At 59.0% G+C, this 26,172-nt stretch carries 17 protein-coding genes and 1 pseudogene; 10 read left to right on the top strand and 8 right to left on the bottom strand.

Annotated elements, in window-relative coordinates; all coding sequences use genetic code 11:
• The 7 genes from P9250_RS00750 to P9250_RS00720 form a co-directional block, all read left to right on the top strand.
• Nucleotides 1-453: phage baseplate assembly protein V (locus P9250_RS00750; RefSeq protein ID WP_310390709.1), on the top strand; the 453-nt coding region annotated here is incomplete at its 5' end.
• A gap of 19 nt (nt 454-472) precedes the next feature.
• Nucleotides 473-1,696, top strand: a complete 1,224-nt coding sequence (locus P9250_RS00745; RefSeq protein WP_310390708.1) for a hypothetical protein — start codon at nt 473-475, stop codon at nt 1,694-1,696.
• Between the two features lie 13 nt (nt 1,697-1,709).
• Nucleotides 1,710-4,400 carry a DUF2169 domain-containing protein gene (locus P9250_RS00740; protein ID WP_310390707.1) on the top strand — a complete coding sequence of 897 codons (2,691 nt, stop codon included), beginning with the start codon at nt 1,710-1,712 and terminating at the stop codon, nt 4,398-4,400.
• A 9-nt stretch (nt 4,401-4,409) separates the two neighbouring features.
• Nucleotides 4,410-5,516, top strand: a complete 1,107-nt coding sequence (locus tag P9250_RS00735; protein ID WP_310390706.1) for a pentapeptide repeat-containing protein — start codon at nt 4,410-4,412, stop codon at nt 5,514-5,516.
• A 32-nt stretch (nt 5,517-5,548) separates the two neighbouring features.
• Nucleotides 5,549-6,247: a DUF3540 domain-containing protein gene (locus P9250_RS00730; RefSeq protein WP_310390705.1), complete on the top strand. Its 699-nt coding sequence runs from the start codon at nt 5,549-5,551 to the stop codon at nt 6,245-6,247.
• 31 nt (nt 6,248-6,278) lie between these two features.
• Entirely contained in the window at nt 6,279-6,671 is a 393-nt protein-coding gene (locus P9250_RS00725) for a DUF4150 domain-containing protein (protein WP_250469824.1), read from the top strand.
• A 72-nt stretch (nt 6,672-6,743) separates the two neighbouring features.
• Nucleotides 6,744-7,856 carry a serine hydrolase gene (locus P9250_RS00720; RefSeq protein ID WP_310390704.1) on the top strand — a complete coding sequence of 371 codons (1,113 nt, stop codon included), beginning with the start codon at nt 6,744-6,746 and terminating at the stop codon, nt 7,854-7,856.
• Nucleotides 7,857-8,066: 210 nt separating this feature from the next.
• Here P9250_RS00720 and P9250_RS32560 read toward each other — a convergent pair whose 3' ends face one another.
• The 4 genes from P9250_RS32560 to P9250_RS00700 form a co-directional block, all read right to left on the bottom strand.
• Nucleotides 8,067-8,399 carry a hypothetical protein gene (locus P9250_RS32560; protein WP_409014775.1) on the bottom strand — a complete coding sequence of 111 codons (333 nt, stop codon included), beginning with the start codon at nt 8,397-8,399 and terminating at the stop codon, nt 8,067-8,069.
• Nucleotides 8,400-9,249: 850 nt separating this feature from the next.
• Nucleotides 9,250-9,525 (bottom strand): hypothetical protein, encoded by a 276-nt coding sequence (locus P9250_RS00710; protein ID WP_310390703.1) that lies wholly within the window; start codon nt 9,523-9,525, stop codon nt 9,250-9,252.
• Nucleotides 9,526-9,812: 287 nt separating this feature from the next.
• Nucleotides 9,813-10,007, bottom strand: coding sequence for a CsbD family protein (locus tag P9250_RS00705; RefSeq protein ID WP_250528322.1), 195 nt, complete (start codon nt 10,005-10,007; stop codon nt 9,813-9,815).
• 1,207 nt (nt 10,008-11,214) lie between these two features.
• Entirely contained in the window at nt 11,215-12,777 is a 1,563-nt protein-coding gene (locus P9250_RS00700; RefSeq protein WP_310390702.1) for a methyl-accepting chemotaxis protein, read from the bottom strand.
• Between the two features lie 322 nt (nt 12,778-13,099).
• On the opposite strand from P9250_RS00700, the gene P9250_RS00695 reads away from it, so the two are divergent.
• The 3 genes and pseudogenes from P9250_RS00695 to P9250_RS00685 all read left to right on the top strand — a co-directional run.
• The gene (locus P9250_RS00695) at nt 13,100-14,659 is read left to right on the top strand and encodes a methyl-accepting chemotaxis protein (RefSeq protein WP_310390701.1); all 1,560 of its coding nucleotides are present in this window, start codon (nt 13,100-13,102) and stop codon (nt 14,657-14,659) included.
• 273 nt (nt 14,660-14,932) lie between these two features.
• Nucleotides 14,933-16,726 carry a sensor domain-containing phosphodiesterase gene (locus P9250_RS00690; RefSeq protein WP_310390700.1) on the top strand — a complete coding sequence of 598 codons (1,794 nt, stop codon included), beginning with the start codon at nt 14,933-14,935 and terminating at the stop codon, nt 16,724-16,726.
• 166 nt (nt 16,727-16,892) lie between these two features.
• Nucleotides 16,893-17,132, top strand: a pseudogene (locus P9250_RS00685) (DDE-type integrase/transposase/recombinase); the annotation flags it as partial.
• A 514-nt stretch (nt 17,133-17,646) separates the two neighbouring features.
• On the opposite strand, the gene P9250_RS00680 reads toward P9250_RS00685, so the two are convergent.
• From P9250_RS00680 to P9250_RS00660, 4 genes are all read right to left on the bottom strand, one after another.
• A complete protein-coding gene (locus P9250_RS00680) occupies nt 17,647-18,606 on the bottom strand; it encodes a chemotaxis protein (protein ID WP_310390699.1) in 960 nt (319 codons plus the stop codon).
• A gap of 1,379 nt (nt 18,607-19,985) precedes the next feature.
• Nucleotides 19,986-22,460, bottom strand: coding sequence for an EAL domain-containing protein (locus P9250_RS00670; RefSeq protein WP_310390698.1), 2,475 nt, complete (start codon nt 22,458-22,460; stop codon nt 19,986-19,988).
• The gene (locus P9250_RS00665; RefSeq protein ID WP_310390697.1) at nt 22,433-24,337 is read right to left on the bottom strand and encodes an EAL domain-containing protein; all 1,905 of its coding nucleotides are present in this window, start codon (nt 24,335-24,337) and stop codon (nt 22,433-22,435) included. Before P9250_RS00665 ends, P9250_RS00670 begins: the two co-directional genes overlap by 28 nt.
• 34 nt (nt 24,338-24,371) lie before the next feature.
• The gene (locus P9250_RS00660) at nt 24,372-26,081 is read right to left on the bottom strand and encodes a methyl-accepting chemotaxis protein (RefSeq protein WP_310390696.1); all 1,710 of its coding nucleotides are present in this window, start codon (nt 26,079-26,081) and stop codon (nt 24,372-24,374) included.
• Nucleotides 26,082-26,172: the final 91 nt, after the last annotated feature.

The raw sequence follows: 26,172 nt of genomic DNA, 5'->3' as shown, positions 1-26,172 counted from the left end.
GCCCCGCGCACGACGGTGCGGCCGCATATCGCGGGCACGCTGACCGGCACCGTCGATGCCGAAGGCAGCGGCGACTACGCCGAACTCGACGCATACGGCCAGTACACCGTGCAGTTGCCCTTCGATCGCACCGACAAGGCGGCGGCGAAAGGCTCGGCGCGCGTGCGCATGGCGACGCCCTATTCCGGCGATGGCCACGGCATGCACTTCCCGTTGTTGAAGGGCGCGGAAGTGCTGCTCGCGTTCATCGACGGCGATCCGGACCAGCCGGTGATCGTCGGGACGGTGCCGAATTCGATGAATTCGAATGTGGTGAATCAGATCAACCCGGCGCAGAACCGTATCGCCACCAGCGGCGGCAATCAACTGCTGATGGACGACACACAGGGCAGCCAGTCGATGTGGATGTATTCCCCCGACGGCAGCACGCACATGATTATCGGCAGTATCTGAGACTGACAGGTAGAAGAACATGAGCATCCTGACCTACACGCTCGGCAACAATAACAATCTCACCTTCGGCAGCGCCTCCAAGGTAACCGCTGGTCTGTCGAACAGCGTCACGATCGGCGCGACCAATTCCGTTTCGGTCGGCACCACCACGAGCCTTTTCGCGGGCGGCACGGTGTCCGCATCGGTAAGCGGCAACGTGAGCTGGAACTATTCCGGCGCGCTCAGCATGTCGGGCGGCAAGACCATCTCGCTCACCGAATCGAGCACCACGCAGGCGAAGGACTCGGTGCAGCTCACCGGAGGCTGCGACCCCGCCGCCACGCTCGCATGGGGCGCAGCCGAAGCCGCGCTCACCAACGTCAAGCTCGCGCTCGGCGGACTACTCGCCACCAACGTGGCGATCGGCGCGACCTCGGCGGGCCTTGCCGCCCCGACGGGCGGGGCGGCCGCAACCACGCCGCAGGACTTTGACAACAACAAGATGATGCTGGACTCCGCGCTGGCCACGTCGACCATCGCGTTCGGCGCGAACGTCGGCTTCGGCGTGCTCATCGGCGTGTTGATGAAGCGCGTGGCCGATGCGCTCGACAAGGTCAAGCAGATCAGCACGCTCAAGCTCGACGCCAACGGCTGCAATCTGTCCAGTTCGTTCTCGGACCTGCCTTTGCCCGCCATCAACAAGGCCTCGCTCTCCATGCCGACGGGCTATGCGAGCCTCGGCCGCACCAAGGGTTCGGCACTCAGCGCAGGACTCTCCGCCGTGTATCTGCAGGATAGTTCGACCGCGCTGACGTTTCAGTCCGGCGTGGCGAGTCCGGGCATGCTGACGGCGAGTTCGTCCGCCACGGTGAAGGTGGACAAGAACAGCGTCACGCTCGGGACCACCGGCATTCCCGCGGTCATTCAGGACGGCAGCGCGCCGACCCTCGATACGAGCGGGCCATCGTTCGTCATCTCCAACGGCGCGCAGGCGAGCATCGTCGGATCGCTCGGCACGTCCAGTCCCACCGATAGCTTCAAGCTGTCGGAGGCCTCGTTCCTCGTCAGCGTAGGCGCGGCCCCGGGCAAGAGTTCGCTGTCGCTCGCCGCCACCGGCACGGGTTTGTCGTACCAGGGGCCAGCGGGCACGCAAGGTCTCGTCGCGGACGATCGCGGCGTCTACATCACCGGTCCCGCGACGACGCAGTTCTCCGCCAGCGAAACCGGCATCGCCATTGCCGGCCCGCTCATCAAGCTCGGCTGAACCGGAACCCGCCATGAAAATCGTCAAACCGGACAACCTCGCGGTGTTGCATCGAACCCTGCGTTTCGAGCGGCGCGATCTGCTTGCGATTGGACTGCTTGCGATGTTCCCGCTGGATCGGCGCGGCGTCGCTCATCTCGATAGCGAAAGCGCGTTGTGGCAGTCGAGCGCCCTCGCACTGGGCAACGACGCCTTGCTCGATGCAGGCTTTCCCAAGCCGCGCGGCGAATGGCTCGCATATGGTGCGGCTTTCGCGCCCGGCCCACAGCCCGCGACGCTTCTGGCGACTACGGTGCAGATTGGCGGCGCGCAAAAGGAGTTGTATGTCTCGGGTGACCGCTACTTCGAAGCATTGGGCATCTCGAAGCCCGAGCCATTTCTGCGCATGCCGATGGACGCATCGCGCGCTTACGGCGGTCCCGCCTTTGCGGCCAATCCGCTGGGACGCGGCGCGGCGCCAGTGACGTTGCCCTCGGGTGCGACGCGCCAGCCCTTGCCAAACGTGGAAGCACCGGGCCGGCTGATCGCGCAGTCCGGCGATGTCCGCGATCCCGCCGGATACTGGGCGAAAACCGCAAGCGCGCCACGGCGGGCGGCGTTTCTCGGCGCATTCGACGATCAATGGCTCGCCGCCACGTTTCCGCATCTTCCGGCAGGCACGCAGACCGACTACTTCTGCACCGCGCCCGCCGACCAGCGTATCGACGGCTTCTGGATCGGCGACGAGCGCATCGCCGTGCGCAACATGCATCCTTCCGAAGCGCTTCTGGAGGGTCAGCTGCCGGGGCTGCGCGCGCGCTGCTTCGTCAACCGGCTTTCGGCGGACGGCGCGCATTTCGAGGAATGCGCGGCGCGTGCGGAAACCGTGTGGCTCTTTCCGGAGAGTCAGCGGGGCGTGATTCTGTATCGCGCGGTGGCCGCCATCGCCGATGAAGACGCCGACGATGTCACGCACGTAGTGGCCGCATGGGAAGCGATGAGCGATGCGCCCGCGCCGCTCGCCACCTACCACGCGTGGATGCTGGCGGAAAGCGCGCCACAGGACGTTGCCGCGCCACAAGCCGATACCGCGCAGCAAGCGCCGTCGCCCGCGCCCGCAGAAACGCCTGCGAGCGGGCTGGTTGCCGCGCCGGCCGCCGTGCCTGCCGAGATCCCCGGCCTCGCCGAACTTGAAAAGCTCGGTGCGGAACTCGAAGCACAGTCTCAGGCGCTGATGAAACAGCATGGTTTGAGCGCGAAGGATATCGAACCGTACTTGCCGCCCGAACCGGTCGCGGCGCAAGCGAAGTCATCGACGGGAGGTTTTGACAGTCTCATGAAGGAAGTCGAAACCATGACGAGCGATGTCATGAAGCAGCACGGACTGACGGCGCAAGAAGTGGAGCAAGCCGTCGCCGCCGCGCGCAAGACTCCGGAGCCGAGCGTGACCACCGATATCCGCGCACTCGGCGACGAAGTACGTGCAGCGTATGCGCAAATGCAGGCGAAGCTGGCGCAAAGCGGCAAGAGCTTCGAGCAGCTTGCGGCGCAGTCGAACGACGCGCAAACCGCCGCCGCCATCCGCGATGCGGCGAGCCTCGACATCGATGCCTTCGTCACCAGCCTCGATGCGCTCACGGCCGTTTTGCCCTCAGCCGCCACGACGCCGCCGCAAGCGCCTCAAATGCCACAGACGCCGCCGGACGCGCCCGCCATCGCAGCGCGTCTCACGCGTGAGGACGTGCTCGCGCGTGTGGCCGCCGGTGAATCGCTGGCAGGGCTCGATCTGAGCGAGCTCGATCTCTCGAACGCGCCGCTCGAACGCGCCGATTTTCGCGGCGCGCTGCTCGACGGCGCGCGTCTCTACGGCAGCCGTCTGGCGGGCGCGGACTTCAGCAAAGCAACGCTCGCCGAAGCCGATTTCAGCGATGCCGATTTGCGTGGCGCATCGCTCGCCGGTGCGAGTGCGCGCGGCGCGCTCTTCAAGGCGGCGCGTCTCGATGACGCCTCACTCGAAGCCGGCGATTTCTCGGCAGCCGATTTCAGCGCGGCATCGCTTGCAGGTTCGAACTGCGGCCATGCCCAATTCAACGCGGCCAACATGACGGGCTTGCGCGCCGTGGCCTGCGGCGCGCCCAAAGCGACGTTCGAAGGCTGCACGCTGTCCGGTGCCGATTTCACCGATGCCAGCCTCGCCCACGCAAGCCTCGATGGCGCGGCGCTCGACGGCGCATCGTTCGTCAATATCGACGGCGAAGGATTGCGTCTCTATGCGGTCCGCGCGGCGGGCGCGCGCTTCGACCAGGCGAATCTCGCTGGCTCGCGCTCCGGCCTCGCCGCCGATCTGAGCGGCGCAAGTCTGGCGCGAGCGAATCTGGCGGCGGCATCGTGGATCGGCATCGACATGAGCCGCGCGATCTTCGACGGCAGTTTCATGGAGCGCGCCAACTTCAGCGGCGCGAAGGCAGCGGGCGCGCGCTTTGTCGGCGTGCAGGCGAAGTCGGCGCAATTCGCCAAGGCCGATCTCACGCATGCCGATTTGAGCCGCGCGAACCTCATGAACGCGACGCTGCGGCGCGCGCAACTCGAAGGCGCTCAGTGCGTGCGCAGCAATCTCTACGGCGCGCAGTGCTATGGCTCGAACATCGGCCGGGCGAATCTGGAAGGCGCGAACATCGACCGCACGCTGCTCGCGATTCCGGGCCGCGCGGAAGCGGAGCATTGAGAGACGATCATGTCGGATTCCTTTAACTTTGATCCGTACGGCCGCTCGGTTAACCCGGATGGCTCCGATCAATCCGCTCTCGACGCCGCCAGCCTCACGCCTGGCGCGCGCCTCGCCGATCTGGACCTCGCGGGTAGTGATCTGCGCGGCCGCGATCTGCAAGACGTCATCTTCGAGCGTATCGATCTGCGCGGCGTCGATCTGTCGGGTGCGAATCTCGCGCGCGCCACAGTACGCGGCTGCGATCTGTCGATGGCGAAACTCGACGGCGTCATCCTCGATGGCTCGCAGTGGTCCGGCAGCACGCTTGCCGGCGGGAGCATCGCAGAGGCGCGCGGCCATACCGCGACCTTCATGCAGACGGTGCTGACTGGCGCCAACCTGCAAGGCGCGCAGTTCGAACAAAGCGTGTTCGACCGCTGCGATCTCTCTGCGGCAAGCTTCGCGAGCGCGCGCCTTTTTCGTTGCGATGCCACCGGCTGCGTCTTCGATGCATGCGACTTCAGCCGCGCCGATCTCACGCGCTTCACCGCGCTTGCGGGCAAGCTCGCGCAGGCCGTCTTCGCCGACACCAGCTTGCGGCAGGCGTTTTTCACCAACGCCGATCTCACCGGGCAACGCTTTCCTGGCTGCGATCTCACGCTTTGCCAGTTTGCCGGCGCGCAACTCGTCAAGGCCGACTTCGGGCGTAGCCGTCTCACGCAGACGCGATTCGACAAAGCCGTGCTCGGCGGCGCGAGCTTCGCGGGCGCGCACGGCGAACAAGTGCGCTTTTCCGGCGCACAGATGGATGGCGCGGACCTCACGGGCGCGCAATTCGTGATCGCCGATTTCAGTGCGGCGCGCATGACCGGCGCACGTTGCGACGGCACGCGCTTCGTGCAGGCCAACCTGAGCGGCGCGAGCCTGCAACGCGCGACGTTGACGGGCGCGCTATTCATCGATTGCGATTGCTCGCACGTCGATCTCAGCGAAGCCGATTGCGCACGCGCCGACTTCGGCAATGCCGATTTCCACGCACTGATCGACGAGCGCACTCACTGGGGCAACGCGGCGCGCGAACGCACGCGGCCGACCGACTTGCTACGCCTGCGCGCCGAAACATGGCAAGGCTGAATACTCATTCGATCGATACACGGACGAACATCATGGACCACGCATCCCTTTCATCGAACACTGTGCAAGCGAACGCGGGCCTCTGCACCGCCATCGTCACTGGCCGCGCTGACAAGTGGCTGTTTCTCGATGGCTTTATCGAACGCGCGTTACGTGCCGAGAGCTGCCTGCTCGAACCCGAAACCGGCGATCTCGTGCTCGTCTGCCCCGCGCTTCCCGCACTCGCTGCGCTGCCGGATGCGGCGGGCAAGGCCGCATCCATGTGCGTGCCGTATGTGCTTGCCGTGCTGACGCGCGCGCCATCGGCCACGGCCACGGCCACGCTGACCTTGCCCGGCGGCGCACGCTTGAATACCGCCGATGGCGAACTGCGCGTGCATGCGGCGCGAATCGCGCTGGATGGTAGCGAATGCGTGAGCGCACGGACGCGCGCACTCAGCTTCGAAAGCGTCACAACCGAACTCGTCACGCAGCAGGCCACGACACGCATCGGCGTGCTGGATGCGGGCATCGGCCGCATGACGATGGCGGCGAAGTCGCTGGTATCGACGATTGGAAGGCTCTTGCAGCGCACCCAGGAAAGCACGCGCTGGGTCGAAGGCACCGATGAACTGCGCACGGGCAGTGCGCGCTGGCGCGTAGAAGGCCACGCCCACTTCCACACGCGCCATACGACGATGCAGTCCGACGAGATGACGCGCATCGACGGCTCGAAGATCGAGCTGGGCTGAACCGAACACTGGATCACGCGGAGAAAACATCATGTTTGCAGTGACCATAGGCGGCGGGCAGTTGATGGCCGAACCCGATGTCTGTCAGACGCCGACACCGGCTGGCCCGGTGCCCACGCCATACCCAAATATAGCGATGCCCACGATGGGCACCCCGCCTGCCGAGACCGTATTGATAGGCGGCTCGCCCGCGCTCAACTTGAGCGCCGAGATCCCGATGACCAATGGCGATCAGGGCGGCGTGGCGGGCGGCGTCAGTTCCGGAATGATTATGGGACCGGCGAAGTTCACCCAGGGAAGCGAGAAAGTGATGATCGCCGGCAGTCCTGCCGTGCGCCTCACCACGCCCACCTCGCAGAACCAGAACAACGCGATGGGGGCCGTGCTTGCGCCGAGTCAGACCGTCGTGATGATTATGAGTTGAGAGGGCGTCGGCTTCTTATCGTTCTCTTTTATCGACCGCATCGGCATTGTTTTAGCCAACCATAACAAGATCATGTTCAAACGCACTTTCGCCTTGCTTCTCACCGCCTGCGCCACGCTTCCCGCAACCGCGCAACAACCCGCCGACGATAGCGCCGCGATCCGTCAAGTCGTCGATACCTACCTGCAGCCGCTGCTTACTTCGCATCAGGCGGCGGGCGCGATAGTCGGCGTGTCGCTGCGCGGCAAGCGCTACTACTACGCATACGGCACGGCCAATGACGACGGCTCGCCGTTTACTGCCGATACCATCGTCGAGATAGGCTCGTGCACGAAGGTCTTCACGACGACCTTGTTCGCGCTCGCCGCCGCTCGGCATCAGATCGAGCCGGATGCGCCGATGCAGCGCTACATGCCCGACGGCGTCACCCTGCAACCCGCCGCGCAGAACGTCACGCCGCTGCAACTCGCCGACTTCAGCTCGGGCATGCCCGACAATCCGCCCGACGCGCCGCGTGATCTGCGTTATCGCGGCATCGACCATTACACGTCGGCGGATTTCTTTCGCTGGGTGTCGTCGTGGTCACCGGACGGACCGCTGCCACGCCCTTATGAATACTCGAATGCGGGCATCGGCGTGCTCGGTGCGATGCTTGCGAATGCGACGGGGCGTGCGTGGAACGAACAGCTATCGGCGGACATTCTGCAGCCGCTCGGGATGACGAGTTCGTTCGTGGGCCCGGTCGATGTACCGGGACGCACGGCCGAGGGCCATTTGCGCAACGGCCAGCGCGCGCTGCAATGGCCGCTCTACGCGTGGTACGCGGCGGGCGCGATGCGCTCCACCGCCGCCGACATGCTGCGCTTCGGTGAAGCGAATCTCGGGCATAGCGAGATCGACGGGCATCCCGTCTCCGCCGAGTTGATCGCCGCCATGCGCGATGCACAGAAGCCGCGATATACCTTGCCCAATGGCGTGGCGCAGCAAGGCATGGCGTGGGTGACGAACAATGGCAACGGATCGCCGGGATTGCATCCGGAGATTTGGAAAAACGGCGGGACGGCCGGGTTCAGTTCAGTGATCGTCGTGAACCCGTTCAAGGACGCGGCGATTTTTATCGCGGTCAATCAGAACGATACGCCGCCCGCGCCGGTGGCTGTGGCGATTGGGCGGCATTTGCGGTGAGGGGTCGAGGGGACCTACCCCCTCACTCCGCCACCCCCACCCGCTCACACGTCGGCAACCCGCCCTTCGGCACCTGTGTACACCTCAACCGATACCCGCCATTCGCCAGGGCATGGTCCGACCCCAGCACGATCTGCCCCATCACCTTCGACGTAGCCTTAGTGGCCTCCGGCGGACGCTGCCTGATGACGAGATCAGCCAGTTCCGGATTCACCCGCGCCGCTTCCGCACCGATGATCCGCCGCACATTCGACACGCTCGACCGATACCAGCCGAAGAACGGGCGATAAGCCGGTCCCGCATGTGGCTGTCGATATTCATGTAAGGATCGAGGCTGGTCAGCGCGGCCTGCACATCGTCGTTCTTCGGGATATACGCGAGGTCGCCGCCAAGGCGCGAACCCGGCTCGCCGATATGCGCCGGATCGTAACGCCAGCCTTCCGGACCATTGCGCAGTTCGGACCACTTCTTGCCTGTCCACGTCACGACATGCGACAAGCCAATGGTCGTGTTCGCCGTCAGGGTCGTACCTTCGTTTGCCATTGGAGCATTCTCGGATGACTCGGAGTGGCGGAAAGTCAAATTCATCGTCGCTCATGGTCTGCGTCCGCAATGTGGGTTGCGGACGCAATCGTCGCTCTTAACGCCCCTCGAAGAAAGGTGTGCTCGTATTAGCGGTTACAACAATTGGATCGAGGACTACTACAATCGAGAACGCCTGCACACCTCTATCGATTTGGCACTCCAGTCGAGTACGAGGCTAGGTTGATCGCTGCATGATTTGCTTTACGTGGAAACGAGGCAGGATCATTGCCGACGGTGTTCTTTAAGTTATACATTTTGAAAGCGTAAGAGGCATTCGTTCTTAGACGGCATTCATTTTTGCCGAACATGGACGGTTCGAGGTAGCAATCCCTCGTGCAGTCAAAACGCCGAAAGCGGTGCCAAAAAGAGCCCGCCACCGAGGGCGGGCGAAACCACTGAGAGACGGCAGCCGAGGCGCTGCATCCTCCTATCAACGGCACCAACATTACAAACTTGAGCAGCTCGTTTTACAGTTTCAACGGATCGGCTTCAACCTGAACGAGACGCCACGTTCAGACAGCGAAAGCGCCGACGATTGGCCAACCCGTCGCTGACAATGTCCATTGACCAGCTCTGGTTCGGTCCCGTTGGCACCGGCAGCGGTTTGCGCTACCGCCGAAGTCAATGCGCTCGCATACTCGCGGACTGATGTGTCAAAATCGAGCAGAGCTTCATGCGCTCGACAATGCACAGCGCCAACTATAGGGCGGTGGACCACGCTAATAAGCCGAAATGTTATGGTAGAACATCCAGGCGAGGGTAGTTTAGCCGACTGACAAGACATGCTGTCGGAGCAGAAGAGAACCCGCTATTTTGCTAATATTTTTGCCGCCTCCTCCAGTACCTTTGCGGCTCTAGGCGACGAGTGAGCAACGTAATTAGCCCTCATCTTAAGCTGCGCGACTAGCTTTGGACGGTTGTAGGTTTGGCCTCCACTTTTCCACGGGTCTAAGTGCTTTATAGCGTTTTCAGCAAGAATGGCGATTAGCTCGGAGACATCTTCGCCATTCTCGCCTTTTGCGGCGAGCCGTTGAAACTCAGCGATGTAAAACTTCAATGCGCTGTCTTCGCGTTCGCTCGTCATTACTTCTCCAATAATGCAACAGCACAGGCTGACTTTCCAGACGAGAGCGCAATCGCGATGCCTACGCAACTGTTCGGCCGGCAGCTCTACATGTGATGCGACGGCTATGCTATGAACTGAAAAAAGCTTCGCGAAGGAACTTAAGCTATCGTAAAGATTTTTTCTAGACAAGGACGAACAATCCACGTGGAGATTGCTACTCACGCACTCAGTGATTGTTGAGCGCCGCGATGAATGACGCCCGCGAGATGGAGGCGGGCGTACATCCGTCCTACGTCAGACATCCATTACGGCGTCGACCTATCGTTGGCCGCGTCCTTAAGATCTTCTTTGGCGTCGCCTACATCTTTGCGCACTTCGCCTGCTGCTTGCTGTGCGTCGCCTTTCGCTTCCTGGGCTGGATCATTCGTCATTTTTCCAATGCCCTCATTGATTTTGCCCTTCACCTTCTCCCCCACTCCCTTGACTTGGTCTTCATTCATGGCATCGCTCCTTTTCGCCGGCAACATGCGGGCATCCACTCTTAGCAAGGAAAGTGCCTCCCACTTTTCACTTTCGAGTTTCAACGAGGATTTCCGCGATGTCGTTACCGTCTAAAGTAAGCACATGATACTTCTCCCAGAAGCGGTCCGCCATTCTCCATGACGCGTCCGGCTAACATCATGCAGTCGACTTTAAAGGCGCTAGCTGCAAAAATTCTTGCTAGAAGTTAATTAAATTTATATCTGAATCGATAAGTTGAATTGGATGGCGGGCCCGGTCAATGCCGAATATATCAAAAGGCGCCTACGACATGAACGTTACAATTACAGCACATGAATCGGTCAGTGCGGGTGATCCGGAATGCCACGGATTCCGGTTGTCCGCGGACGCGCGTGTTTTGGGCTCAAGTTTGGGAGTTCCACAGAATTGGCGCCATAATGCACGCGATTGTTGCAAACCTTGCCGCCGTGTACGACGACTGTTGAACTTCATTAATTTTTCTAACAAGGTGCGCTATTCTGCTAACGGGTGGATTTGACAAAACCGCTGATTGGACTGCCAAACTCGGACTCATCGGGTGAACCAACCTCAATACACCCGCGTAACATTTCACTGGGTAATGCTCGCTAATTCAGCTAATACCCTTTAGTGGTCCATTAATCTTACTAACGTAAGCTAAAGAGCAATTCGGTTTATCTTGCCCAAGAGCGGTGAGAACCAGCCGCAAAGAGATCCTGTCGCCAGCGCGGTCCAGCCGCGCGAGCGGAGTTCCAAGGCAAAAAATGACCGCTTGGGTATCCGTGCTGAGATCATCGACGAGGTGTTCACAACCTACCTTCCTAACCAAAGCGGATGGGCTAGTTGCTGCGGGACGGAACACGCTCGCCCGGCAGCGTACTGGTACACCTTGAGGCCGACATGTCGCCCCTTGCGAGGTACACCGAACAACACTCGAGCAGTTTTCAGCAGCAATCGCGCGACTATCACGAGACATGGACGGTTGCTTATCCTGGTGAGCGAATCGGGAAGAACCTCCAAATCGCGCGACCTCCGTGTACTAGCAGAATTAGTGCACCCAGTAGCAGAATAAAGCACTTCAATACGTGTATTCGCGATGTAGGCGCAACTTCGCAGTCAGCGACGCCCTTCGTAACAGCATAGATATCGCCCTTGGCCGGCAGCGCATGTTTTCTGGTATGACGTTCCTTAGTGAAAGAACGATACGGCATCCGTAAGTTTTCGACCCTGCCCATCCAACGACTGCGCAGCAGCGGCTGCTTCTTCGACGAGGGCTGCATTCTGTTGCGTCACGACATCCATCTGCGTAATGGCAAGATTGACTTGCTCGATACCTTTACTCTGTTCGGACGAAGCACTGGCGATCTCCCCCATGATGTCGGTGACGCGTCTCACGGCGTGCGTGAGTTCGGTCATGGTCACGCCGGCGTCGTTCGCATGGTCTGCGCCATCAGCGATTTGTGCGACAGACGTCGTAATGAGATCCTTGATCTCTTTCGCGGCGGTCGAAGAACGCTGTGCGAGCGTTCTTACCTCACCTGCTACGACTGCAAAGCCGCGGCCTTGCTCACCTGCGCGAGCCGCTTCGACGGCCGCGTTGAGGGCCAAAATGTTGGTTTGAAACGCAATGCCCTCGATGATGCTAGTGATAGCAGAGATTTGCGACGAGCTCGAGCTGATGGCACTCATCGTTTGAACCACTTGGTCAACGGCTTGATTGCCCTTATGCGCTATGTCTGATGCGTGTGCGGCAAGCGAACTGGCCTGCTGCGCATTTTCAGCGTTTTGCTTCACCGTCGTGGTCAGTTCATCCATGCTGGACGCGGTTTGCTGAAGCGCCGATGCTTGCTGTTCAGTGCGGGAGGACAAGTCGATGTTACCCGTGGCGATTTCACTCGAACCGGAGGCGATGTTGTCCGCCGCTGACCTGACCTCACCAATCATTTTGACGAGGCTACCCTGCATGGTATGCATGGAAGACAGCACGCTGCCATCGACTGTTTTATGAGCGCCGTCGATCGCGTGTAAGTTGCCCTTCGCAACCCGTTGCGCGATAGTAGCAAGCACGCCAGGCTCGGCGCCCAGCGCGCGCAGAATACTGAGGGTGATGATCGCACCCGCAAAAATTGCGATCGACAAAGTCGCAATGGAGAGTACTACCAGCAGATTACGCTGATGCTCGAATCGAATCTGCGCCTCGTTGACCATCTCTACCGCGCGCGCATGGGTTGCGTCGGTGTAGGCGTTGGTAGCGCGTTTCAAATCTGCCAAGAGCGGACGACATTTGTTGTTGATGGCAGCAATGGCGGCCTCACGTTGACCGTCCATGGCAAGTCGGACAATCTCAAGAGCGACGGGCCGGTAGAGCGCCTCGATGCGAGGAATTTCAGTGGCGAGCTCATGAGCTTGCGCAGGCATGTCTGTAGCGCCAGCAACCATCCGATTGAATTCGGCGAGACGAACCTCGATTGTCTGCTCTGCCTTCAGGACAGCCTGGTGCTCAAGCTCAATGTCCGCAGGTGTCGTGACAAGCGCTAGATTGCGTACTGCCTCTGCGCGGTCATCGACTGCGGCGCGGATGGCCGTGGCCATTTCCGCACGAGCATTGATGCCGTTGATAAATCCCTCGAATCGCGCGTTCGCATCGTTAAGCGAGCTTAGGGCCATACCAGCGATCACAAGAACGATCAGACTCAGAGTTCCGAATGACGCGGCCAGCTTTGCCTTGACCGTCCAAGTTTCTTTTTTCATTTTTTTCCAAAATGCATGAGTGGAGAACAAGGGTCATTCGGCACGAAAGCACCCTACACTATCTGCTGGCTTAACGGCGATAAACGAAGTTTCTTGAGAGAGGCGTCGCCATCCTGTGACGGTGTCTTTTTATTATTGGAAATGGGACATGCTGTCGGAAAGAAATACTGCCAAGAAAACACTCAACTAACGCAAACTTCGCGTTTTCAGTATCAGCTTCAGAAAGTATCGGTCGTTAAGCATATTCGGGTACAGCCGCAGGCCGTATTGCGAGAAAGTGGCAAATAACCACCTAGATTAAGTATTTTCCCTGAGAGAAAAGATGCTCCACAATCTAAGCGTCAAAAGTAAGCTGGCATACGCGTTCTCGGTTCTGACTGTCATGGTGGTCTGTATTTCGATCAACTCCATTTACGCGCTCAATCAGTCACGACAAGCATTCGAGTCTTATTTGGAAGGTGTTAATGCGCGCGCAAACGTTGCCGCACAACTACGCGCGGCGGTCGACCGACGCGCCATCGCCGCGCGCAATATTGTGTTAGTCACCACCGCGTCTGATCTTGCACTGGAGAAGACGGATGTCGTCGCGGCCCATTCCGACGTTCAGGCACATCTGACGGAACTCAAGCGGCTGGTTGCGAGACCCGATGCATCGGATCAGGCCCGCGCACTCGTTGGCCGTATTGATGAGATTGAGCAGGCTTATGCCCTTGTCGCTACTGCGATCTTGGAGCTTGAGAATGCAGGTCGTCGGGACGCGGCGATTGCGAAAATGAACGCAGAGTGCCGCCCCTTGCTTGCCAAGCTGACCCATGCCACAGACGAGTATGCGGCGCTCACGCGACAAAAAGAAGCTGATATCGCAGCCGATTATGATCAGCAGTACGTCCTGACCCGCAATATCCAGCTCGGCGTTTGTCTCGCCGCCATTCTGCTGGCGATCGGTGCAGCAGCGGCCATCACCCGCTCGATTGTCGAGCCTCTTAAGCGCGCGGTTCAGACGGCCAACGCGGTCGCGCAAGGCGACCTACGAACGACCTTGCATGTTTCAGGTCGCGACGAGACGGCGTCGCTGTTGCGGGCGCTCCAACAGATGATTGATCGATTGACCGCAACAATCGGCCAAGTACGAGAAAGCAGCACCGCTGTCGAATGCGCTGCAAGGGAGATTGCCACCGGCAACACTGACCTCAGCCAACGCACCGAGGAGCAGGCTGCATCGCTGGAAGAAACCGCTGCCAGCATGGAACAACTTAATTCGGCCGTTAAAAGCAACTCCGAAAGCGCCTCACATGCGGCATCGCTCGCGGGCAACGCTTTCGACATCGCTCGACGAGGAAACGCAGTGGTTGGCCGCGTGGTTGAAACGATGAACGGCATCAGCGACAGCTCGACCGAGATCGCCAACATCACCGCAATCATTGAGGGCATCGCATTCCAGACGAATATCCTGGCGTTGAATGCGGCAGTAGAAGCGGCGCGTGCCGGCGAACAAGGGCGCGGCTTTGCGGTCGTCGCCAGCGAGGTTCGAACACTCGCTCAACGCTCGTCAAGCGCCGCCAAGGACATCAAGACCTTGATCGAGAACTCGGTCCAAAAAGTTCAGGACGGAGCGCTCCTTGCAAGCGATGCGGGGCGGACGATGGCTGAGGTGACCGCTGCTGTGACCAAAGTGACTGACATCATGCAGGAAATTGCTGCGGCGTCAGGCGAACAAAGTCGCGGCATCGAACAAGTGAATCAGGCCATCGCGCAAATGGATCAGGTCACCCAGCAAAACGCCGCTCTGGTTGAGGAGGCGGCGGCCGCCGCTCAGGCGCTTCATGATCAAGGGATACACCTTACCGGCGCGGTTGCTTTCTTTTCCATCAGCGAGGCCTAAACGGTTTCGGCGCGCCGACTTGCACGTAGACCTCTTCGGTTGGCTTTTGCCACTCGTCCGAAGAAGACAGGCTGACGCACGGTTTAACCCTCAAGTTCCATCCCGGCCTGCCGTCATCTTTTAAGGATGTTCAATTTTCGGCCATGACAACACGTCCGGGCCATCTAACCAAACTAAGGAGCATCCGAGGGAGCACCGGCGCTATCACCGATCGAAAGTAAGGCAATTCCGATGTCGGGCGAGAGGGCGATACTCCGTTGGCGTGAATAAGCAATGATCGCACCGCCCTACCCTCTCGATGAAGATGCTCGACTAAGAACACTACATTCCGCGTGTGTGCTAGATACACCGCCCGATTCGTTTTTTGACGACATAACTCGCCTTGCCTCCGACATTTTCGACGTGCCGATCTCGCTGGTGACTTTGGTGGACGCGGACCGCCAGTGGTTCAAATCGCGTGTCGGCATGCCAGTGGCCGAGACATCAAGGGAGACATCATTTTGTGCCCATGCGATCTTGTCCCGGGAACCGATGGTGGTGCTCGACACCCATCATGACGATCGCTTTCATGACAATCCGCTAGTAGCCGGCGCGCCGTTCATTCGGTTCTACGCGGGTGCGCCGCTCACAACAAACAACGGCCACGCTGTTGGAACGTTGTGCATCATTGGTACACGGCCCCGGGCGTCTTTCAGTGTTCGGGAGAGGTCCCACCTTTCAGCGTTGGCCAACTTAATCGCGCAGCGCATAGACGCATTGCGCTCGACGGCTTGCCGAGACAAGGTGACCGGACTTCCAAATCTGACACGATTCTTAGATGATCTAGCACTTTTCGATGAGCAGTGCGAAGCCGATGTAGAGACAACTACGCGGGCAGTGCTCATTGATGTATGCACGCTGGACTATATCAACCGCATGGTCATTGCTATCGGGCTGGAGTCCATTAATGCCGTGGCGGTCGATACCACAAAAAGGCTCACGGCCGCGCTCGGCCCAGGCATGACGCTCTATCGAATCGGCTATGCGCGATATGGTCTCGTTACGAAGGCGTCCTGCAAAGAGATTGAAAAACTTCTTGACCGCGTCACCCGCGCGTTCGAACGACCTTTGACCGTTGCTGCGGATCTGCCCATCGATGTCACGCCTTCGATTGGGGTCGTTCGACTTGTTGAAGCCGCTAACCCCTCCGACTTGATCGCTGCGTTGATTTTCGCTGTAGAGCGTGCGCGTGATGAGCAAAAGCAAGCGGTGTACTACGACTCGGAAATGGGCCGTCATCGCAACCGTGCGTTTCTCCTGATTAACTCGTTTAAGGATGCGCTTTCGAAAAATCAGCTGCGCCTCGTCTATCAGCCCCGCATGCGGTTGAGCGATGGAGTCTGCCTGGGCGCAGAAGCATTGGTTCGTTGGCGGCATCCCCAACTTGGCGACATTTCTCCGGGCGAATTTATTCCACTCGTCGAGAACACAGCGCTCGTCAACACACTGACTGATTGGGTGCTCGCAACTGCCGTAAGACAGCTTGCGATGTGGCAATCGAGCCATCCAACAATTCGATTATCGCTTAATGCTGTGGGATCGGACCTGACGCGTCACGGATTCGTTCCGTTGGTCGAATCCACGCTTAAAAGCTTTCGGGTGAACCCTCATCTATTGGAGATCGAAGTAACGGAAGGCTCGCTCATGCGACATTCCGATCGCAGCGCCTTGGCGGTAAGTCAGCTTCGAGAGCTCGGCGTGACGCTTGCGATCGACGATTTCGGGTCCGGATTCAGCAACCTTGCGCAACTCAGCCATCTCGACGTGGCTACCGTGAAGATAGACCAGGCGCTTGTCAGAGCGGTCTCCGATAGCCCACGTGACGCGACCATTGTTCGCACGGTGATCCGTCTCGTTCATGAGTTAGGCTTCACGGCTGTCGCCGAAGGGGTAGAAACCGCCGAAATACTTGGAAAGGTCCGAGAGTGGGGATGCGACGAAGTTCAAGGGTACTTTACTGGTCGGCCAATGGAGGCGGACATGTTTTCGGTGTGGCTTGAGATCGAACAAACTGCCTTTCACCTGTAACATCTTTTAACGTCTGACTCAAACTAAACTTATCCAGCGTGTCGGCGCGACCTTCAGGTTGTCGCGTACGTGGTGGCCGAGAAACGGCTTGTCGCAATAAGCGTCACGTCGGCTATCATGTGACCCCAGCACTACGAACGATTGGACGCTTGATGACGGCTCGGAATCCGGCCTTGGTACGAGACCGATCAAGATTCGCCAGAAGAAGTATCTGAACAATGTTATCGAGCAAGATCATCGGGCAGTCAAGCGACGCACGCGGCCTATGCCTGGCTTCAAGAAGTTCCGTTGTGCCTGGATACTGCTGAGCGGCATTGAGCTCATGCACATGATCGCCAAAGGTCAAATGCAAGCACGGGGCGTCGGATGCTCTCATGCCCAGCAGTTTTACTCACTGGCAACATAAGCAATCCTACTGATACTGTAGTCAATTCGCGATCTCGCTCTGTCCGCGACAAAGCCGTCCACGGTCGTGCACAGGGCGTTGCAAAGGTAACGAGGATGCTTAAGCGAGTGCTCAGATGCATTGCATAGTTTAACGCTGCATACTTCGCCGGAGAGCGCTGATTCGCCACCTCCGAACAGGTCTATCAGTTTGGATCATCGAGGTGAATAGTTGAATTGCGACGGTTCGCTGCAACCAGTCAGCCGAGCAACGAATGCAGTTCGTACCGCATTAGATCGTGAGCCGACGGCGCAAGCGTTTTGTACGCTGCTTTGAGGTCAACGAATTCTTTGCCCTCTTCAGCATTCGCGAACGCATGCAGCTGCCCGATCGAAACGACGGACAAGAGAATCACTTAATCAACTTGATCAACGACCGACAACATGAATTTTCGGCCGTCGGCCACCTTGCCATTTGCCGCCTGCATCTTTAGCGATCGAGAGTGTTGGCGTCGAAGCGATGTCGAGCGAGTGGTTCACGCGGCTGTCCGTAACATTGCCTGACGCATTACGTCAGCAAGTTCGGCCGCAACAAACTTTGATACATAAGCGTTTGCACCTACCTTTCGCACGTGCTGTTCATTCGCGGATCCCGACAATGAAGAGTGAATGACCACGGGGATCATCTGCAACGCAGCGGCGGCTTTAATTTTGCGGGTAAGCGTGAAGCCGTCCATTTCCGGCATTTCAAGGTCGGTAAGCACTAATGCAATGTCATCCGTGACCTTCCTACCCTCCTTCGCCGCTTTTGCGCCTGCCTTCTCCAGCAGTTCCCACGCTTCTTGGCCCGTCTTGGCCATAATGAACGGTACCCCCATTGACTTCAGGCTCTCTTCGATAAGGGCGCGTGCAACGCCGGAGTCGTCTGCGGCAAGTACTCGTGCGCCCGGCGGCAGCGTCAAGCGTCCAGTGTTCTGCTCATTGATCTCCGGTTCGCTTGCAGGCAGCGCGTCGCGAAGAATTTGCTCGACATCGAGGACCTGCGCAAGCCGACCGCCCGCGTGGGCATCCAGGCGCGCGATGCTCGTCACTGCTTTACCGCTGGAGTGACCCTCTGCCGAAAGCACTCGATTCCACTCGAGGCGCACGATATCGTCAACCTCTTCGACGGCGAAGCCCTGCGTCGTGCGAGCGAACTCCGTCACCAAGAGAATACGGCTTCCCTCGCGTGGGGTACATCCCGTGACGCGTGCGAGGTCGATGACCGGGATGATTTCGCCGCGTACGTCCGCCACGCCGAGAATTTTGTTGGACGAGCCCGCCAGTTCCGTGAGCGTCGGCATTGTCACGATCTCCCGAACCTTAAAAACGTTAATGCCATAGAGCTCGCGAGCGCCGGTACCAGGCGTTGCGCCGAGTCGAAAAAGCAGCAACTCGAACATGTTGCTGCCCGCTAAACGGACTCTTTGTTCAATATCATGCTGATCATTGTTCATCTGTTTCCACCATCGACGGTTACCATACATGGCTAACGGCTTCGTCACGATGTTTCTGTAGAAAGCAGTAGTCGCGTTGTCGGTTTGGACAGGTTGAGAGGTAATGTTTACGGTCTGGTGCTCGTCTACAACCGCTACTGTGATCTCCTGGCCTTGCGCCGCGCGCGCGGACCTGGAATAGCTGCGCAAGTCGACGCATGATGCAGCGAGCATGGATTTACACCGAGCATCACGCAACGGGCCGATGACGTGCAATCTGTCCTGGCATCGGTCGCGGCAGGAGTCGGCGTTGCATTCGTTTCTTCGGAGCTCAACATCTGCTCCGTAATGCCGCCGTCCAGCCGCCTCAAAACCGGTTACGTCTCAGTTTGCCAGTTCGTGCGGACTGCGCTGTAAGTCATTTAATCTTTTCTCGATTGTCAACGCTTGTTCCTTGGCGGCAACCTTGATGCCCCGTGGCCGGCCGCTTCTCGCCGCTTGCCGACGTTCGTACCCAAACATCGATCGAGCGCTTCTCTGTGCACGCCCTTTCGTAACCTTTCTGAGCCGCCGCTTCGCGCCGAGGGGATTGTTCGCACAGCTCTCCTGCGCGAGCAGCTTGACTAGTCTGCAGTAGCTGTTGACGTCCAATTCTGCTACTCATGTTCGTTGATAACGCTAATGGGAAAAAAGAAGTCCGGAGGGTACGCACGGTCGTCTGGTGGCTTCGAACCTTATGTGCGGTTGCGCGGCTCGCCGGGAACCGTAGATTGAGCTCTTGCACTGACTGCTGCCTGTGCAACACCTGCCATGGCGGCTGTGAACGGGCGCCGATTGGCTAAAGATCAACTGATTGCTGAGCGGCGCAGTTAATAGCGCGGTTGAACTTCGTCCAGTGGATTCGTCAATCGACTGTCGCAAGCATCATCTACCATGCTCAACCCTCGCTCGAAAGCCGAGCGATATACCCGATCGATACCCGGTTCGGTAACGAGAGAGAGCGTGGGCAAGTGATACCCGTCAGCGCTGATTATCCGAAGAAGCACAGGGCAGCGGTTGCCGTCAGCAGCTGGTTGTTCAGTGATGAGTAGTCGATGAAGCCGGTAGCGGATTTCCATTATCGTTCTCGGTTGCAGAAGTAATGCGGCATGGCATCAAACTAGCACGCCGCACGACCGGCCGTCGCAAACAATCCGCTCTACGCATCAAGCTAGAGGCGGAGTGGACAGACCGTCGCGCCGGGTCGACCGGATGATACGTGCAGCGCAGACTTCCGGATGCCACTCCCCGCGAAGTAGTGGAATCTCACGACGCGTCGTCCGCGTGGTACCGTCCTCACAAAGTGTTTCTCCATGTTTCGCGACTATTTACATATAGCTTGCAGGGACTGCTGCATAGGTCTACCAATTCAAAACAGACCTTAGGTCGCTATGATGCAGCACTATGCTCTTTTCAGCGATCTTTCTGCCCGTCGATGGATTCGGCGGTGCCTGATTATTCCAGGCAATCAAAAACGCGGCGAACGCCTCCGCCCGCATTGGCCGACTGATGTAATAGCCTTGAATACTCGTACAACCTTCTGAGACCGCAAAGGCATACTGTTCAGCGGTTTCGACACCTTCCACAGTCACCAGCAAACCAAGACACGTGCTCATCGTAATGATGGCTCGAGCGATCGCGACGCTCTCCGCATCGGACGGAATGCCGCGTACGAACGACCGGTCGATCTTCAATCGATCGAAAGGAAATCTGCGCAAATAGCTGAGGGACGAGTAACCGGTTCCGAAGTCATCCATTGAAACGCGAACACCCATGCTGCGCAGGCGGTTGAGCGTTTCGAGCGTCGCGCCCGTATCGGCAAGCAGCACGCCTTCCGTCACCTCCACTTCGAGTCGCTGCGGAAGAAGATGTGCATCCTCGATAGCCGATGCCACGATCGACGCAATCGACTTGTCGTGAAATTGCGCAGGCGACAGATTGACCGCCAAGCCAATCTCAGGCGGCCAGGTTGCAGCCTCGGCACACGCAGTCTTTAACACAAAAGTCCCGAGCGGCACGATCAGCCCCGTCTCCTCCGCAAGACTAATAAAGGTGGCGGGGGCGATAAGTCCAAGCGATGGATGCCGCCAGCGCACCAAGGCTTCGGCTGACGTAATACGGCCTGATGCCGCATCGACGAGCGGTTGATAATGAACTTCGAGTTGACCACTCGACAATGCTATGCGAAGACCCGCTTCAAGGCTCTGCCGTTCTTGAAGCCGCTCATGCAGGATCTTCTCAAAACGCCGAACCGTCCCCTTGCCTTCGCTCTTCGCGAGATACATTGCGAGATCGGCATTGCGCAGCAGCGACGAGGGGTCGCCGCCGTCTTCGGGGAACAACGCAAGCCCGACGCTTGCACCGATATGAATTGTTCTACCATCGATATCAAACGGCCGCGCACCAAGTTGCTCGACGACCTTGCTCGCAATATCAAACGCGGATACATCGCTGACGTCGCCGGTAAGCATCACGACGAATTCATCGCCCCCGAGCCGCGCGACGATACCTCTGTCTTTGACGAGCGTCGAAAGTCGAATGGAGACGTCTTGCAGCACGGCGTCCCCTACCGCATGACCGAGGGTATCGTTCACTATCTTGAAGCTATCTAGGTCGATGAGCAGTATTGCGAGGCCCTGGTCGGTGCGTCGTTCGGTGCACGTATGCCGCTCCAGCAACTCGGTGAACTTTGTGCGGTTGGGCAAGCCCGTCAGCGGATCGGCAAACGCGAGTCGGCGCATCTTTTCTTCGGTGCGCAGCCTTTCGCGCTGATCGCGCACTGCGATGACCGTCTGTACACTGTGCCCAAGTGGAACCGTGGAGCGCAGCACGCGCACTGGAACGATGATCCCGTCTACGCCAATGAGATTCGCTTCGCGCTCTTCATTCTCTAAAAGCGTGGTGAGTTCGAGCGCCGGCAGAAGCCGGCTGACTTCGCTTCCCGTCAGATCGTCCTGCTTCAAACCTGACAGGCGCTCTATGCTCCGGTTTGCCGCGATGATTATGTTGTTCTGCGTAATTAACAGCCCTTCAAGCGCAACATCCGCGAGATCACGCAACCTCTTCCTGTCTTGACGGATTCTGGCTGTAGCTGCAAGATCGAAGCGCCAGCCCAGAAAGGCAAGCGCGATCAACGCCAAAGAAATCCCTGCAACGATTGGTGTGATCGTCTGCGGCGCAACGGCATCCGACGGAAACTCGATGCTGGGGTCTTGTTGCAAGGTCATCGCCGCCATGCCGCAAAAGTGCAATATGGCGATGCCCAAAAGCATCAACGGCGCGGCACATGTTTGCCATGTCCTATTGCGGCTTGCGATCGCCATCATCGAGAACCCGAAGATCGGCAGGCTCACAATGATCGATGGAATGACCAGAGTAAGATCCCATCTGATCGTTCCTTGCACCAGATACGCGCTTTGTCCTACATAATGCAACGCCGCGACGCCCACGCCAATAATGACTCCTGCTGCGAATTGCCTTGGACCGCGACGGCTGCTGAGAGACACGACTACGCCCCCGCCGATACCTACGACCGCGCATGTCAGCGAGATCGCCGTGAGAACAGGTTCGAACGCCACCCGCATATTAGGCTGATAGGCAAGCAAGACGATAAAGTGCGTCGCCCACGCTGTGCAGCCGCTCGACAGCACGCTCGTCGAACCCCACCGGATGCGCACCGCGCCGCTCGATCGCGCGGCGTGACGTGCAATCGCGATCGACGCATAAATGCCGACGGCGCACACGAGGGCGGCGAGAAGCATCGTGTGGCGATCGTGCGCATCGACGATGCAGTCGAGGATTTGTGCGACTAGGGAGTGTCGCAAATGGTTATGCATCCATTATCCTTATTACTGGTATCGTGAGGCAGAAGGCGCTGTCGCAACCGTGCGTCCATCGCATCGGCCGTCAGGGGTTTGTCAAACAGGAACCCCTGTCCGATCACACAACCACTCTCCGTTAGAAAGTCGCGCTGTTCGACGGTCTCGACCCCTTCTGCAACGATCTGAAACCCAAGTGCGTCCGCCAGTGTGATCACCGCCTTGATGATCGCCTCGCCGCGCGGCGCCACACCGATTGCCTGAACGAACTTCTGATCGATCTTGATTCGGTCGATGTCGAAGCGCTGCAACGAAGCGAGACTCGAATACCCCGTCCCGAAGTCGTCGATCGCGATCGATACCCCGACTTCGTTTAGCCTTTCGAGCGTCTGCTCGACTGTATCGATATCGCGTATCAACGCGCCTTCAGTCAGTTCGAGTTCCAGCCATTGTGGCGGGAACCTGTGCAAGGTCAGTGAGCGCTGAACTCGTTCTAGAAAGCGCGGCTCTTCGAGCTGAACAGGAGAGACATTCACGCCGATGCGCATGGGCGGCAATCCCGCATCGAGCCATCTTCGTCCCTGTTCAAGCGCTTCGGCCAGCACCCATTCGCCGATCGCATGAATCTGCCCGTCGGACTCAGCGATAGGGATGAAAGTCGTCGGGGAAATGCTGCCGAGCAACGGATCGTTCCACCGTATCAAAGCCTCTGCGCCGATGATATGCCCCGAACCCATATCGACTTGCGGTTGATACAGCAACTCGAACGCGTTGATCGATCGGGCCGCCTGCAGGCGTGCGGTGAGATTGAGGCGTCGGGCAGCGGCAAGATGCAACTGCTCGTTAAATTGTACGATGCGATTGCGCCCGCCCGCCTTTGCGGCGTACATGGCGACATCAGCGCGACTCAGCAGCGCCTGAGGATCATTGCCGTGATCCGGGAACGTGCTGATGCCGATGCTCGCACGCACTTGTATCACCTGCCCCGCGAGGGTGACCGGCTGATTGATCACCTCGATGACCTTGCCCGCCAGACCCCTGACGGCTTCCACAGGCGAGCGGATGGACACGATAACGAACTCGTCGCCGCCATACCGGGCGATGTCTTCGGTGGCATCGTCCGTTGCGTCCCGCAGTCTCGACGCAACAATCGTCAAAAGCTGATCGCCGACGCGATGCCCGAGCGAGTCGTTGACGATTTTGAAATCGTCGAGATCGATAAAGAGCACGTTGAGCAATTGACGCTTGCCGCGTTGGGAATCGAGCAGAAGACCCAGTTGGGAACTTAACGTGCCCCGGTTCAGCAAACCGGTCAGGGGATCATGCTCGCTCAGGCTTCTCAATGCTTTCGATCGCTCCGCGAGCTTCAATGCGGTGCGATAACTCGCCAACCCGAGCGCCAAGGGATACACCACGAGCATGGGCAAACAGGCCAACAACGTCGGTGCATCGGGAATCCACTCTGGCTCCATCCGCCCGCCAAAAGCGGCTGCTCCGATCAACGTCCCCAAGGCGCACGACAGGAACCCCTTGGCCAACTGGCGCCAACCCCCTGCTGCTACATTGTTCATCATGAACATGAGCAGGACAAGGGTGCTGGGAAGCCACGTGAAACTCATTGCTGCAACGGACGTTCCGCTCACGAAATCGTCCACATACATGTTGATTCTTTCCGCATTTGCCGGCGTGCGCGACCGGCGCGCCAACAGGTATGCGATGTGTGGCCAGACGACGCAATACACCGCAATATAGGCCTTCACCGCATACGACGAATGCTCGCGCCAAAGGATCATCTGGACGAAAACCAGCCCAAGGGTGAGTCCTACAGTCCGCAACACATAAGCGCGTCTTGCAAAGCCGCGCCCACGTGCATAATCCGATCTACGAGCATTCATGTGCGACGTCCGTCAGGAGACGAATTTCTGTCGATTAAAAGGTCTGCCATTCGCCCGACGCAGGTCCCGTCACACGAGCCGGTGTTGCGGTAGCGCGAGGCGCGGCGTTCGCGCGTTCCGCACGTTGCGTTCGTTTTGGCTCCAGCTTTCGATTTGTCTCGACTCGAATGCCCACGTCCCTTTGCGGACTGCCACTCAGACGGAACACGGAAACCAGATCGCGAAGCGCACCGGATTGTTGCGCCATCGACTGCGCCGCGGCGCTCGCCTGTTCGACCAGCGCGGCATTCTGTTGCGTCACTTCATCCATCTGCGATACAGCGACATTGACCTGCTCGATGCCCGTATGCTGTTCGGATGACGCGGCCGAAATCTCGCCCATCAGATCGGCGACGCGCTTCACCGACTGCACGACTTCGCTCATCGTCCGTCCCGCTTCTTCGACAAGTTCCGCTCCCACGCTGACCTTGGCGACCGATTCGCCAATCAGGTCCTTAATCTCCTTCGCGGCCGCAGCGCTTCGCTGCGCAAGCGTGCGCACTTCGCCGGCGACGACGGCAAAGCCGCGCCCTTCCTCACCCGCTCTCGCCGCTTCCACGGCAGCATTCAGCGCAAGAATATTGGTCTGAAACGCGATTCCCTCAATCACCGCGATGATCTCCGCCACCTTCGCGGAGCTCGTGCTGATGTCCTTCATCGTATCGACGACACGGCTCACGACCGCACCGCCGCGCGCCGCTACCTCGGACGCGTTCGCTGCAAGTGTGTTGCCTTGCTGCGCGTTTTCCGTGTTCTGCTTCACGGTCGATGTCAGTTGCTCCATACTCGCAGCCGTTTCCTGAAGCGATGCCGCTTGCTCTTCCGTGCGCTGACTCAAATCGGTGTTGCCCGACGCGATCTCGGCGGAAGCCGTCGCAATGTTCTCGCTACCATTCCGGACACGGCCGACGATATCGACGAGCCGTTCGTTCATGTTGCGCAGTGCTTGAAGCAGTTGACCCGTTTCGTCCTTGCTGTCATCGACGATATGCGACGTCAAATCACCTTGAGCGACCGTCTCGGCGACTTCGAGCGAACGGCGGATTGGCACCAAGATCGAACGCGTGATCGAGAATCCGATCGCGATGCTGAGCGCAATGGCAAACGAGGCAAGGACTGAAGTGACGATCAGCGTGCGGTGATAGTCTGCTGCAGCCGTTTCGGCCGATTCGCGCGCCCCCTTGGTATTGAGCGCGATATCACGATCGATCAATGTCGATACCGCCACAAACAAAGGTGCCGATTCATTCGCGGCAGCTTCACGCGCGGCAGTGAAGTGGTCATCGCCGGCATCGTTCAACGCATTGATCTTGTTGTCCGCGACGAGGTATGCAGCCCAAGCCGTGTTGAAGTCGTCGAAGAGTTGCTTCTCTTCTGCGTTGGAGATCAAGGGCTGATAGGCCGTCATCGCGCGATCGAGCGTCGCCAGACCTTCACGACGCTTCTGCACTTGCGCTGCCTTTTCCTGTGCATTGGTCGCCAGCAGCGCGCCCATCGAGCCGCGTCTTACCGCATTCGTTCCGGAGCGGATATCCCCAAGCGTGAGCACGCTCGGCAGCCAGTCGTTTGCGAGTTCCGCCGTTCCCTTGTAGACCTGCGAGACCTGAAAAAGGGCCAGTCCACTAATCAAGCAAAGCGCCAACAGCGTCAATCCGAAGCCGATGCCCAGCTTCGCCCCAATTCTTATATTTCGTAAAGCTCTCATGTCGTGGTCCGTTTCGTCGTTGTCGTTGTCGCGTTGAAGACTCGGCCCATGCCGGACGATCCTAATACGCGCCATGACTCCCCTTACGGCA

It is taken from the genome of Caballeronia sp. LP006 (assembly GCF_031450995.1).
Taxonomy (GTDB): domain Bacteria; phylum Pseudomonadota; class Gammaproteobacteria; order Burkholderiales; family Burkholderiaceae; genus Caballeronia.
The sequence above is the reverse complement of the archived record's forward strand: the minus strand, read 5'-3'. Positions and strand labels throughout refer to the sequence as shown.